Below are 12,287 nucleotides of genomic sequence, written 5' to 3'. Positions count from 1 at the left end.
GAGCCCCCGTAACCCCCGCAGCCCCCGTAACACCCCGCAGCCCCCGCGAGCCCAAGAGCCCCGCCCCGGCTCATCCCGCCTCGGCCACGCCCTCCCCGCCCGTCCCGAACAGCGCCCGCTCCGCGCTCGCGTACGTCACTCCGTACTCCGCGAGTACGTCCGCGACCACCCCCGGCTGCGCAGTCAGCGCCAGCAGCAGATGCTCGTCGCCGATGAACCGGTCGCCTCGCCCCAGCGCGACCCTGAGCGACTTCTCCAGGACGCCCTTCGCGGCCCGCTCGAACGGCCGGTGTCCCGACCACCGGCGCCTCGTCCTGCCGCCTCCCAGCAACGCGCCGGCGCCGTGCGTCTCCTCGACCCGCGCCACGATGCCCTCGACGGAGATGCCGATGCCGGCGAGCGCGTCCTCGTCGGCCCTGGACAGACCACCGCGCCGCCGGGCCGCCTGCAGCGCGCCCGCCACCGCGTCACGCCGCCCGGTGACGCCGAGCGAGGCGAAGGCGAACGACGACCGTGTGCCCTCCTGGTCGAGGAGGGCGAGCAGCAGATGCTCCCCGGTGACCCGGGCCGCGTCCATCCGCTCCGCGTGGGCGACCGCGCCCTCCACCACACCCCGGGCGCTCTTCGTGAACCGCTCGAACATCAATGCCTCCCGTGCTTCTTGTGGACGGCCTGCCTGCTGACGCCCAGCTCGGCCGCGATCTCCTGCCAGGACCAGCCCTGCACCCGGGCGCTTCTCACTTGTACGGCTTCGAGCTGCTCCAGCAGCCGCCGCAGCGCGGCGACGGCACGCAGCCCGACCCGGGGGTCGTGGTCGCCGGCCCGCTGGGCGAGATCCGTTGCTTCGGTCATGGCTGTCAATTTACGTTGACAGCACGCTGACGTCAACCCACGTTGACATCAGCGGTTCATCGAAACCCGCACCCCGACCCGCGCCCCCGGCAGGGCCCGCACCCGGACCACCGCACTCTCCCTCGCGGCCACCCTCCGCTCCGACGCCCACGCCGCGCCGTTGACCGAGATCCGCCAGCCGTGCGCGCTCGGCGGCAGGGACACCTCGGTCGTGCGCGACCCCCGGCGCCCCGCGTCGTACGCCAGGCGGTACTCCCCCGAAGCCGGGTCGTACGCGTCCACGCGCACCGCGCCCGCGACCGCGGCGGCGTACGGGGAGGCTGTCTGCTCCTTGTTCGTACGGAAGCCACCCGCGCCGTCGACCGCGCAGTAGCCGCCCCCGTAGCACCACACATAGCCCGCCCAGCCCGAGCTGTAGCGGTTCAGCGAGGCGAGCGCGTCGCGGTAGAAGCGGCCCATGGCGGGCAGGCCGTTGTTGAGCGGGCCCCACTCCCCGACCACGACCGGGACCCGGTGCTCCTTCGGATACACCGTGACGGCGGCCTCGTAGGACTCGATCCAGCCCGCCGAGGGGTCGTAGTCCGCGCCCGCCTCCATCGCGGTGTTGTAGAAGTGCGGGGCGTAGACGACCTTCGGGTCCTTGATCTTCCCGAGCCCGGCCGGCACGCCCTCACCGACGATCGGCGTCGGTTCGACGAAGACCCAGTTGTCACGGTCGACGGCGCGGACCGCGTCCGCGAGGCGGTTGTGCATCGGGGTGATCTGGTCGCGCTCGATGCGCCGGGCGGCCGTCGGCAGGTCCTCGCCCTCCCGCAGCTCGCCCATCGGCTCATTGATCAAGTCGTAGCCGAGGACGGCCGGATGGCCGGAGAAGCGGTCGGCCAGCGTCCGCCACATCTTCGCCTGGGCGCGCCGCAGGTCCTGGTCCTCGTAGAGGTGGGTGAAGGCGCGCTGCACGGCGGGCTGAAAGTACTCGGAGAACCAGTCGTCCGGGTTCGGCGTGAAGGGCAACCCGTCGGTGCGGGTGGCCCATTCGGGGATGCCGCGGTGTCCGAACGCGGGGCCGAAGACGTCCTGGTGCGCATCGAGCAGCACCTGGACGTCGTACTTCCGCGCCCAGTCCAGGATCCGCTCGATCTGGCGGAGGTAGCGCGCGTCGTAGTGTCCGCGACGCGGCTCCAGGTCGTCCCAGAAGACCAGCAGGCGGGCGAAGTTGAAGCCCTTGCCGCGCATGTCGCGGAAGTGCTTCTCGGTGATGGCCGACAGCGCCGCGTCGCCGCGGTTGGCCTTGTCCTCCACGTTCCAGCCGCGCAGGGTGAGGACGCGCCCGCGGGCGTCGGTGAGCCGCGGGATCTCCCCGCCGTCACGCCGACCGCTTTGCGCGTACGCCGCCGGACTCGGCCCTCCGGTCGCCAGCATCGCACCACAGCACACCCCGACCGCGACCGCTCGTATCCCAGGCATGCCCGGATACAACCAGCCTGACGGCACGTCAGCAACACCCCGTTATCCAACGCCCGTTATCCAACACCCCGTCATCAGGGCGCGGTCAGCACGATCTTCCCGAAGAGGTCGCCGCCCGCCAACTTCACGAAGCCCTCGCGCGCCCGGTCCAGCGGCAGCTCCTCGTCGATCACCGGGCGTACCCCGGTCGCCGCGCAGAAGGACAGCAGGTCCTCCAGCTCGTCCTTGGAGCCCATGGTCGAGCCGACGACCTTCAGCTCAAGGAAGAAGATCCGGGTCAGCTCCACGGACGCCGGGTCGGAGCCGCTCGTGGCGCCCGAAATCACCAACGTGCCACCGGGCTTGAGCGACTTCACCGAGTGCGACCAGGTGGCCGCGCCGACGGTCTCGATGACGGCGTCCACCCGGTGCGGCAGCCGCTCGCCCGGCTCGAACGCGTCGACCGCGCCCAGCTCCACGGCCCTCTTGCGCTTGGACTCGTGGCGGCTCGTCGCGTACATCCGCAGGCCGGCCGCCTTGCCGAGGACGATCGCGGCGGTCGCGACGCCACCCCCCGCCCCCTGCACGAGAACCGAATCACCGGGCCGCACACCGGCGTTGGTGAACAGCATCCGGTACGCGGTGAGCCAGGCGGTGGGCAGGCACGCGGCCTCGGCGAAGGACAGCTCGGCCGGTTTCGGCAGCACGTTCCAGATCGGGACGGTGACCTGCTCGGCGAAGGTGCCCTGGTACTTCTCGGTGAGGATGGACCGCTTCTCGCGCGGCCCGACGCCGTGCCCGCTCTCGCCGATGACGGAGTGCACGACGACCTCGTTGCCGTCGGCGTCGATCCCGGCGGCGTCGCAGCCGAGGATCATCGGCAGCGCCTCCTCGCCGAGGCCCACGCCGCGCAGCGACCACAGGTCGTGATGGTTGAGGGAGGCGGCCCTGACGGTGACGGTGGTCCAGCCGGGTCGTACCTCGGGGGCCGGGCGTTCGCCCAGCTCAAGGCCGTTCAGGGGCTGGTCGCGGTCGATGCGTGCGGCGTAGGCGGCGAACATGATCCCGAGAGTAGGGCGCGTACGGGACGCGGCGGAACCACACAGCGGTGTGACACGCGCCGCGTCCGTACTCGGGACTCGGGCGAAGAGCCCGGCGGTCAGTCCCTCCGGTACTGAGCGGCGGACCTCTTCGTCGCCGGGTCCTCGTACGAGCCGACCGTCCCCCGGTCCACGTGGAAGCTGGTCAGAGTCGAGACGGGCGAGCGCGGGTCCCTGCGGTCCTCGATGACCCGCATATGGGTGGTGAAGCGCTCCGGCGTGACCTCGTACACGTCGTAGCCGTAGCGGTTGCCCTCGAAGTACTTCAGGTGCGGGTTGGCCGCCCCCATCAGCGGCCCGTTGGTGGCGTTCCACTCCGCGGAGTACGCCCCCGAGGTGACCGAGTGCGCGGTGAACTCCGTGCCGACCACCGGCGAGGCGGTGTCGTCGAAGTCGGTCCTGATGTCGTCGACGAACGCGGAGTGCCAGTCGCCGGTGATCACCACCAGGTCCTCAAGGCCGCTCTTGTGCACGTGGTCGAGCACTTCCTTGCGCTCGGTGAGGAAGCCGTCCCACTGGTCGGTGAACATGTACCCGCCGCCGGGCCGCCCGCGCAGCTGGCTGAGCATGATCGAGTTGGCCCAGACGTGCCAGGCGTCCGGCGCCCGGTCGACGTGCCGCTTGAGCCAGGCCTTCTGTCCTGCGCCGAGGATCGTCCCGTCGGGCAGGTTCTGCGCCGAGCGGTACGAGCGCAGGTCCAGGACGCTGAGTTCGAGGAGGTCGCCCCAGCGGCGGTTGCGGTGGATCACCAGGTCGGGCAGCGAGGACTCGCCGCCGTCCCGGTGCGGCATGTGCTCGTACCAGGCCTGGTAGGCGGCGGCCCGGCGCTGCATCAGGGGCGCGCCGCCCCCGGTGCCCGAGTAGTCGTTGACGACCTCGTGGTCGTCCCAGGTCAAGAACCACGGGTGGGCCGCGTGGGCCTCGCGCAGTGAGGCGTCGCCCTTGTAGAGCGCGTGCCGGCGCCGGTAGTCGGTGAGGGTGAGGATCTCCGGGGCGTCGTGGTCGCGGACGTGGTCGCCGCCGACCGGGCCGTGCTCGTAGATGTAGTCGCCGAGGTGGACGACGAAGTCGACGTCCTCCCGGGCGATGGCGCGGTGCGCGCCGTAGAAGCCGTCGTGGAACGCCTGGCAGTTGGCGGCGGCGAACCTGACCTTGCCGATCCGCCCCGCCGGGGCCGTCCTGGTCCGCCCGACCCGGCTGGTCCTGCCCAGCGCCCGGAACGCGTAGAAGTAGTGCGTGCCCGCCCGCAGCCCGCCGACCGGCACATGGACGCTGTGCCCGAGCGTCGCGGAGGCCGGTGCCTTGCCGCGTGCCACGACCCGGCGCAGCGCCCGGTCCGTGGCGACGACCCACTCCACCTCGACGACCTCGGGCAGCGGCTGCTCGGGGGCCAGTGGTTCGGGCGCGAGTCTGGTCCACAGCACGACGCTGCTGGTCAGCGGGTCGCCGGAGGCGACTCCGAGGGTGAAGGGCGCCGGGTCGTACTGCGCGCCGAGCGCCTCGGCGGCCTCGCGTGCCTGCGCGGGCGAGAGCCCGGCGCTCAGCGGCCATACGACGTTGAGGGCGCCGACCGCGCCCGCGGCCTTGAGCAGATCTCGGCGGTTGAGATTCATGACCGGTCTCCAGCGGTGCTCAGGGTGAGGGAAATCGCGTCCGCGTAGCCGTCGTTGGAGGCGCCGCTCCCGGTCCGGGTGAAGACCAGCAGCAGCCGCGCAGCCCGGGCGCCGGGCGGCACGGCGGCCTCCCCGCCCCGTTCGACCGTGCCGGTACGTCCGCCCCGCTCGCCCGCCGTCACGGGACCGAGCACGGTCAGCGCGACCGGCGTGCCCCTGCGGTCCCGGAACTCCACGGACAGCCGTACGCCGTCCTCCTGGGCGGCGTATCCGCCGAGCCAGGCGCCGAGGGCGTATCTGACCCGGCCGGCGTCGACGGCGGCCTGTCCGGTGGGTCCCTTGTGGGGCAGCTGGACGTCCTGCATCAGCGCCGTCCGCCGGCTGGCGCCCCCGGAGAAGAACCGGCTGCCGCGCCGGGCGGGCCCGGGGTCGGACGGGGTCGGATAGCCGCCGCCGACGTCGTAGCCGACCAGCGCGGGGGCGCCCTGGGTGACCTTCCAGCCGGCGACCGACCTCACCGGCTCGGCGGTGCCGCCCGGCCCGCTCTCGGCATCTCCGTTGACGACCAGATTCACAAGCGCCTCCTGGTGGGGGAATGTTCAGCGCTGGGAATCACAACAGCCCCGTATGAACCGCCGGTACCTGTTGACCGAATTTCGTGCGGAGCGTCCAAGTGCCCCGTACGAAAGTCCAAGTCCGACGCGGCGGTGAAACGAAACGGGCCGCGTCCCGCCCCCGTGGGGGTGGGACGCGGCCCGTACGGCCGGTGGGACCGGCGTGCGACCGGCTCAGCGGCGGGCGACACCCTCGGCGCGCGCGGCGGCGGCGACCGCGGCGGTGACCGCGGGGGCGACCCGCTCGTCGAACGGCGACGGAATCACGTAGTCGGCGGCGAGCGCGTCACCGACGACATCCGCCAGCGCGTTCGCCGCGGCAATCTTCATGCCCTCGGTGATGCGGGAGGCCCGCACCTGGAGGGCGCCCGCGAAGATCCCGGGGAATGCCAGCACATTGTTGATCTGGTTCGGGTAGTCGCTGCGCCCGGTGGCGACGACCGCCGCGTAACGGTGCGCGACGTCCGGGTGGACCTCGGGGTTCGGGTTGGCCATGGCGAACACGAAGGCGCCGGGCGCCATCGAAGCCACCGCGGGCTCGGGCACCGTACCGCCGGACACACCGATGAAGACGTCGGCGCCGCCCAGCGCGGACTCCAGCGAGCCGCTCAGTCCGGCCCGGTTCGTGAGCTCGGCCAGCTCACGCTTGACGTCCGTCAGGTCCTCGCGGTCCCGGCTGACGACGCCCTTGCGGTCCGCCACGGCCACATCGCCGATACCGGCCGCCAGCAGGAACTTCGCGATGGCGATCCCGGCCGCGCCCGCACCGGAGATCACGGCGCGCAGGTCGGCGAGCGTGCGTCCGGTGAGCTTCGCGGCGTTGCGCAGCGCGGCCAGCGTCACCACGGCCGTACCGTGCTGGTCGTCGTGGAAGACCGGAATGTCCAGCTCTTCCTGGAGCCTGCGCTCGATCTCGAAGCAGCGGGGAGCCGAGATGTCCTCCAGGTTCACCCCACCGAAGGACGGGGCGAGCCGCACGACCGTCTCGACGATCTCGTCGACATTGGTGGTCGCGAGCGCGATGGGCACCGCGTCGACGCCGCCGAACTGCTTGAAGAGGATCGCCTTGCCCTCCATCACGGGGAGCGAGGCCTCGGGTCCGATGTCACCGAGTCCCAGAACCGCCGTACCGTCCGTCACGACGGCGACCACGTTGGACTTCCAGGTGTAGTCGTTCACCAGGTCGGGCTGCTCCGCGATGGCGGTGCAGACCTTGGCGACGCCCGGCGTGTAGGCGAGGGACAGGTCGTCCTTGTCACGCACCGGCACGGTCGCCTGGATGGCCATCTTGCCGCCGCGGTGCAGGGCGAAGACCGGATCGAAGGGCTCCTCGGGAGCACCCTCCGTACTGCTGTCGCTGCGAGGATTGACGATCTCCGCTGCCATGTGTTGACCCCTTAATTCTTCATCATCAGTTGAGGGTGGCCACTCCTGGTTGAGGAGGGGTGGGTGGGCACCGCGTACGTTCCCCGCGCTGGGCGGTTGGCCGCCCCGGCAGGGAGGAGGTACATACGCGCGGGCGCGCCGCACACGCGCCCTGGGCCCCGGATGAGGGGTGTAAACGTCCTTCTTACCGGACCGAAGCGACGGCGACGAGTGCATATCACCTGGGTGATACGACTCATACGCGAATGTCGGGACTCTTCCGGTACGCCCCATGTTTAGTTTCCACACAGCGAGACGCACAGGAAATTTTCCGGTCACAACACTGCAACCCCGCAGAAGGTCCGGCCTTGATGTACCGGCCCCTTGAGGTTCGGGGATCACCCGTTATCTGATTTTGACATGGCGGGCACCCTGATTGGGCCGGTCCGAATGGCAAGATGCCTGAATCACACAAGGTCGGGACACTCGAAGACGTGTACCCGCCCGTTTGGCCCTTCCCCCATCCCGCCGGAGGAACCACCATGACCGCAAGCGCCCCGTGTCGTAAGACCGCCGCGAAGTCCCGCACAGCCGCGGTCGGCGCGATCGCGGTCGCCGGCGCCCTGCTGCTCACCGCGTGCGGTGACCAGACCGAGGGCGGTAAGGACTCCGACACCGGATCCGTCAAGGGCAGCAGCGCACCGCTCTTCGACAAGCTCCCGGCGAAGTACCAGAAGTCCGGTGTCGTCAAGGTCGGCACGGACGCCGCGTACGCCCCGATGGAGTCGATGGACGGCGACAAGATCGTCGGTATCGACCCGGAGATCGGCGAGGCGATCGGCAAGCAGCTCGGTGTGAAGGTGACCTTCGAGAACGGCAAGTTCGACGGCCTGATCGGCTCGCTGTACTCCGGCCGTGTGGACCTCGCGATGTCCGGCATGACGGACACCAAGGACCGCCAGGAGGGGCTGGACGAGGGCAAGAAGAGCGGCAAGGGCGTCGACTTCGTCGACTACTTCCAGTCCGGCACCGCCATTCTGGTCAAGAAGGGCAACCCCAAGGGCATCAAGACCCTCGACGACCTGTGCGGCAAGAAGGTCGCCGTGCAGCTCGGTACGACGTACGCGGACGCGGCCAAGGCCCAGTCCACCAAGTGCGTGAAGGACAAGAAGCCGAAGATCGCGATCGAGACGCCCGACACCGACGCCGAGGCCCAGGTGCGGGTCAAGGCCGGTGGCGCCGACGCCGACCTGAACGACTTCCCGGTCGCGGCGCACGTCGCGAAGACGGCCGACAACGGCGCGTCCTTCGAGGTCGTCGGCGAGCCGGTCGACGCGGCACCGTTCGGCATCGCCGTCGACAAGGGCAACAGCGAGCTGCGCGACGCGATCAAGGAAGCCCTCGACGCGATCATCGCGGACGGCACGTACAAGAAGATCCTGGAGAAGTGGGGCGCTGCGGACAGCGCGATCGAGAAGTCCGCCATCAACGGCGGCAAGTGATCCGCGCGCGTCCCGAAGGCTCGAAGGGCATTACCCATGAGTGAAAAGTTCAAAAAGGGGCCGTCCGACACCCCACCGGGCGACTCCCCCACCCCGGCCTCCGGGCCCACCGTGACCAAGGAGCGGCCGGAGAACATCCGCGCCATTCCGGTCCGCCACTACGGCCGCTACGTCAGCGGCGCACTGGTGCTGGTCGTCCTGGTGTGGCTGGTGCTCGCCTTCGCGGGCGGCAACGTCCGCTGGGCCACCGTCGGTGACTACATCACCAACGGCAACATCATCGCGGGCATGGGCCGGACCCTGCTGATCAGCGTCCTGTCGATGCTCATCGGCCTGGTGCTCGGTGTGGTCCTCGCCGTGATGCGGATGTCCAAGAACCCGGTGACCGGTGGTGTCTCCTGGCTCTACATCTGGTTCTTCCGCGGCACCCCGGTCTATGTGCAGCTGCTGCTCTGGTACAGCCTCGCGCTGATCTTCCCGGTGTTCGAGATCCCGTTCATCTTCAAGGACGAGATGTCGGACGTCATGACGCCGTTCGTCGTGGCGCTGCTCGGCCTCGGCCTCAACGAGGGCGCCTACATGGCGGAGATCGTGCGGGCCGGCATCCAGTCGGTCGACCACGGCCAGACCGAGGCGTCGCACGCGCTGGGCATGACGCAGACGAAGACCATGCGCCGTGTGGTGCTCCCGCAGGCGATGCGGGTGATCATCCCGCCGACGGGCAACGAGTTCATCAACCTGCTCAAGACCTCGTCGCTGGTGGCCGTGGTGTCCTACCCGGACCTGCTGCGCAGCGCGCAGATCATCTCCGGCCGCAACTACGCGGTGATCGAGATGCTCTTCGTGGCGTCCTTCTGGTACCTGGCGCTGACCAGTGTCTTCAGCATCGGCCAGTTCTACCTGGAGCGCCGCTACGCCCGTGGCGCGCTGCGTGAACTGCCGCTCACTCCCTGGCAGAAGGTCAAGACGAACGTGCTGTCCCTGCGCCGTCCGGAGGTCCCGCGATGACCGCCATGGTCAAGTCCGAGGGCGTCCACAAGTCCTTCGGCCCCGTCCACGTCCTCAAGGGCATCGACCTCGAAGTCGCCCCCCGCGAGGTGTTCTGCCTGGTCGGCCCGTCCGGCTCCGGCAAGTCGACCTTCCTCAGGTGCATCAACCACCTGGAGCAGATCAACGCCGGCCGGCTGTACGTCGACGGCGACCTCGTCGGCTACCGCCAGAAGGGCGACAAGCTGTACGAGCTCAAGGACAGCGAGGTCGCACTGAAGCGCCGGGACATCGGCATGGTCTTCCAGCGCTTCAACCTGTTCCCGCACATGACGGCCACCGAGAACGTCATGGAGGCGCCGATCCAGGTCAGGGGCGAGTCGAAGGCCGTGGCCCGCGCACGCGCCGAGCGGCTGCTCGACCGGGTCGGCCTGTCCGACAAGGCCGGGAACTACCCGGCGCAGCTCTCCGGTGGTCAGCAGCAGCGCGTGGCGATCGCCCGCGCGCTGGCCATGGAGCCGAAGCTGATGCTCTTCGACGAGCCGACGTCGGCGCTCGACCCCGAGCTGGTGGGTGAGGTGCTCGACGTGATGCGCGGTCTCGCCGAGGACGGCATGACGATGATCGTCGTCACGCACGAGATGGGCTTCGCGCGCGAGGTCGGCGACGCGCTCGTCTTCATGGACGACGGCGTGGTGGTCGAGTCGGGCCACCCGCGCGATGTGCTGGGCAACCCGCAGCACGACCGTACGAAAGCGTTCCTGTCGAAGGTGCTGTAGCCGAAGCGGCGGGATGACGACGAGGGAGGCGGCACGGGCCCACTGGCCCGTGCCGCCTCCCTCGTTCGGTCTCCCCCTACTTCACTGCCAGCACGAGCGCGTCGGAGGGCGAGCCCCACACCGTCCGCGCCTCCGCGAACCCGGCCTCACGCAGAGTGCGCGCGTGCCACTCCGCGCTCGGCGTCGCGCCGTCGGCGTGCTCGCCGTAGATCTCGTAGCGCTTGGCGGTGGGCCCGGCGAGTACGGGGTCCTTCGCGGCCAGCGCCCACCAGTCGGCCCAGTCCAGCGCGCCGGCGGCCCGGCCCCGCTCCATCTGCGCGTGCCGGTGCGCGCTCTCGGCCTCGTTGATGCGCGGGGTGGCCTCGTCCTTCATGCGATCGGCGTTCATGAAGACGCCGCCGTCGCGGACGAGTCCGGCGAGCTGCCCGTACAGAGTGGTGAGCGGCTCGTTGTGCAGCCAGTGCAGAGCGGTGGCGGTGAGGACGGCGTCGTACGAGTCGTACGGCAGCGCGCTCGTCCACTGCGGGTCCTTCAGGTCGGCGGGGACGAACCGGACCCGCTCGTCCCCGGCGAAGTACCCCTCGGCGATGGCGAGCAGGGCGGGGTCGAGATCCACACCCGTACTGGTGGCTCGCGGGAACCGGGTGAGCAGCCGGTCCGTAATACTTCCCGTACCGCATGCGAGGTCCAGGACCCTCGGCTCGGGTCCGACCACGGCCTCGACCATGTCCAGCATCACCCGCAGCCGCTCCTCGCGGTCGGGCATGTACCACTCCTGCTGCCGGTCCCAGCTCTCCTGCCAGGCCCGCCAGTCGGTTCCCGCCACTGTCTCCGTCATCGGAACCCCTCCACTCCATCCGCTGCACCAACGTCCACTGCCCCGACACCCGCTACGCCAGCTCTCGCTACGTAATACCCTCGAAGCAAGACCAACTATTACCCAGACCTTAGACCGCCGCCGTAAGGACTACAAGTGGAACTGGCCTATTACTCGGACTATGCCGTGCGCCTGGTCAACACCGAGGAGCCGGCCCGCAACAAGGACTCCCTCACCACGGTGGACGCGGTCCGCGCGCTCTTCGTGGGAAACGCCCAGGCGGCCCGCCGCACCACGGACGCGGACGTCACGCGCTTCCGCTCGGTGCGGGCCCGACTGCGCGCGATCTTCGAGGCGGCGGACGGCGACGACGAGACGCTGGCCGTGGACCTGCTGAACTCGCTCCTGATGGAGTTCCCCGTCAGCCCGCAGATCTCGGGACACGACGTACGCAAGGACGACGGCCGCCCGGACTGGCACATGCACCTGGCCGACCACCCCTCGAACGCGACCGCCGGCTACGCGGCCATCGCCTCGATGGGCCTCGCCTTCCACCTCACGGAACACGGCGCGGACCGGCTGGGCCTGTGCGAGGCAGCGCCGTGCCGCAACGCCTACCTCGACACCTCGACCAACCGCTCCCGCCGCTACTGCTCGGACCGCTGCGCGACCCGGGCCAACGTCGCGGCCTACCGCGCCCGCAAGCGCCTGGAGACGGAGCGTTCGGCGAGCACCGGCCGCACGGCCGACACCAGCCAGGACAGCAGCACACCGGCGGACCGCTGACGCCCTGCCCTGATCGGCCGGTACCTCGCCCGCACCCGCCCGAGCACCAGCTCGCCGGGCACCACGCCGAACGCCCGGCTGTCCACGACTTCGGCGTCCGAATTGTCCCCAAGCACCCACCAGCCGCCGTCGCGTCGCTCGACCAGCCGCTTCACGATCATCAGATCCTGCTGCAAGGGATGGCGCAGCACTGCCACGTCACCCGGGCGGAGCCGCGCCCCGTAGTGCACCAGCAGCTGATCCCGGTGCCGCAGCGCGGGCACCATGGAAAGACCTGTCACCTCGGCGACTCCGAACAGCGCCCCCGGCTCCCGCCCTTGATCCGTCATCCGGTACCTCCCGGTCCGATCCTCCACCAGTCCCATACTCACCCTGGACTTTTGGCCTAAGCCCATGGGGGCGCCCGCCAAAACACGCCTCTCACGGAGT

The 12,287-nt window shown here is 70.1% G+C and carries 13 protein-coding genes; 4 read left to right on the top strand and 9 right to left on the bottom strand.

Annotation, left to right across the window (positions count from 1 at the left end):
* Positions 1-70: 70 nt before the first annotated feature.
* The 7 genes from ACLLJJ_RS27510 to ACLLJJ_RS27480 all read right to left on the bottom strand — a co-directional run bounded on the left by ACLLJJ_RS27510 (position 71) and on the right by ACLLJJ_RS27480 (position 7,008).
* On the bottom strand, positions 71-643 hold the full coding sequence (locus tag ACLLJJ_RS27510; protein WP_434596389.1) for a Clp protease N-terminal domain-containing protein: 573 nt from the start codon (positions 641-643) through the stop codon (positions 71-73).
* Positions 643-852: a helix-turn-helix domain-containing protein gene (locus tag ACLLJJ_RS27505; RefSeq protein WP_434596387.1), complete on the bottom strand. Its 210-nt coding sequence runs from the start codon at positions 850-852 to the stop codon at positions 643-645. The genes ACLLJJ_RS27510 and ACLLJJ_RS27505 overlap by 1 nt, the downstream gene beginning before the upstream one ends.
* 48 nt (positions 853-900) lie before the next feature.
* Positions 901-2,316 carry a glycoside hydrolase family 5 protein gene (locus ACLLJJ_RS27500; protein WP_434596385.1) on the bottom strand — a complete coding sequence of 472 codons (1,416 nt, stop codon included), beginning with the start codon at positions 2,314-2,316 and terminating at the stop codon, positions 901-903.
* Positions 2,317-2,390: 74 nt separating this feature from the next.
* A complete protein-coding gene (locus ACLLJJ_RS27495; RefSeq protein WP_434596382.1) occupies positions 2,391-3,356 on the bottom strand; it encodes a zinc-binding dehydrogenase in 966 nt (321 codons plus the stop codon).
* Positions 3,357-3,454: 98 nt separating this feature from the next.
* A complete protein-coding gene (locus ACLLJJ_RS27490) occupies positions 3,455-5,008 on the bottom strand; it encodes an alkaline phosphatase D family protein (RefSeq protein WP_434596380.1) in 1,554 nt (517 codons plus the stop codon).
* A complete protein-coding gene (locus ACLLJJ_RS27485) occupies positions 5,005-5,583 on the bottom strand; it encodes a phosphoesterase (protein WP_434596378.1) in 579 nt (192 codons plus the stop codon). The genes ACLLJJ_RS27490 and ACLLJJ_RS27485 overlap by 4 nt, the downstream gene beginning before the upstream one ends.
* Positions 5,584-5,796: 213 nt before the next feature.
* Positions 5,797-7,008: an NAD(P)-dependent malic enzyme gene (locus ACLLJJ_RS27480; protein WP_434596376.1), complete on the bottom strand. Its 1,212-nt coding sequence runs from the start codon at positions 7,006-7,008 to the stop codon at positions 5,797-5,799.
* Positions 7,009-7,529: 521 nt separating this feature from the next.
* On the opposite strand from ACLLJJ_RS27480, the gene ACLLJJ_RS27475 reads away from it, so the two are divergent.
* From ACLLJJ_RS27475 to ACLLJJ_RS27465, 3 genes are read left to right on the top strand one after another with little or no spacing between them, the layout of a single operon-like run.
* On the top strand, positions 7,530-8,489 hold the full coding sequence (locus ACLLJJ_RS27475; protein ID WP_434596374.1) for an ABC transporter substrate-binding protein: 960 nt from the start codon (positions 7,530-7,532) through the stop codon (positions 8,487-8,489).
* A gap of 36 nt (positions 8,490-8,525) precedes the next feature.
* Positions 8,526-9,497, top strand: coding sequence for an amino acid ABC transporter permease (locus tag ACLLJJ_RS27470; protein ID WP_434596371.1), 972 nt, complete (start codon positions 8,526-8,528; stop codon positions 9,495-9,497).
* Positions 9,494-10,255 (top strand): amino acid ABC transporter ATP-binding protein, encoded by a 762-nt coding sequence (locus ACLLJJ_RS27465; RefSeq protein ID WP_434596370.1) that lies wholly within the window; start codon positions 9,494-9,496, stop codon positions 10,253-10,255. Before ACLLJJ_RS27470 ends, ACLLJJ_RS27465 begins: the two co-directional genes overlap by 4 nt.
* A 76-nt stretch (positions 10,256-10,331) precedes the next feature.
* On the opposite strand, the gene ACLLJJ_RS27460 is transcribed toward ACLLJJ_RS27465, so the two are convergent.
* Positions 10,332-11,093: a class I SAM-dependent methyltransferase gene (locus tag ACLLJJ_RS27460; RefSeq protein ID WP_434596368.1), complete on the bottom strand. Its 762-nt coding sequence runs from the start codon at positions 11,091-11,093 to the stop codon at positions 10,332-10,334.
* 135 nt (positions 11,094-11,228) lie between these two features.
* Between ACLLJJ_RS27460 and ACLLJJ_RS27455 the strand changes: the two genes are divergently transcribed.
* Positions 11,229-11,858 carry a CGNR zinc finger domain-containing protein gene (locus ACLLJJ_RS27455; RefSeq protein ID WP_434596366.1) on the top strand — a complete coding sequence of 210 codons (630 nt, stop codon included), beginning with the start codon at positions 11,229-11,231 and terminating at the stop codon, positions 11,856-11,858.
* Here the strand turns inward: ACLLJJ_RS27455 and sodX are convergent.
* A complete protein-coding gene (gene sodX / locus ACLLJJ_RS27450; RefSeq protein ID WP_434596364.1) occupies positions 11,762-12,187 on the bottom strand; it encodes a nickel-type superoxide dismutase maturation protease in 426 nt (141 codons plus the stop codon). The genes ACLLJJ_RS27455 and sodX overlap by 97 nt on opposite strands.
* Positions 12,188-12,287: the final 100 nt, after the last annotated feature.

Source organism: Streptomyces sp. A5-4, from assembly GCF_051131715.1.
In the GTDB taxonomy this organism is placed as follows: Bacteria; Actinomycetota; Actinomycetes; order Streptomycetales; family Streptomycetaceae; genus Streptomyces.
The sequence above is the reverse complement of the archived record's forward strand: the minus strand, read 5'-3'. Positions and strand labels throughout refer to the sequence as shown.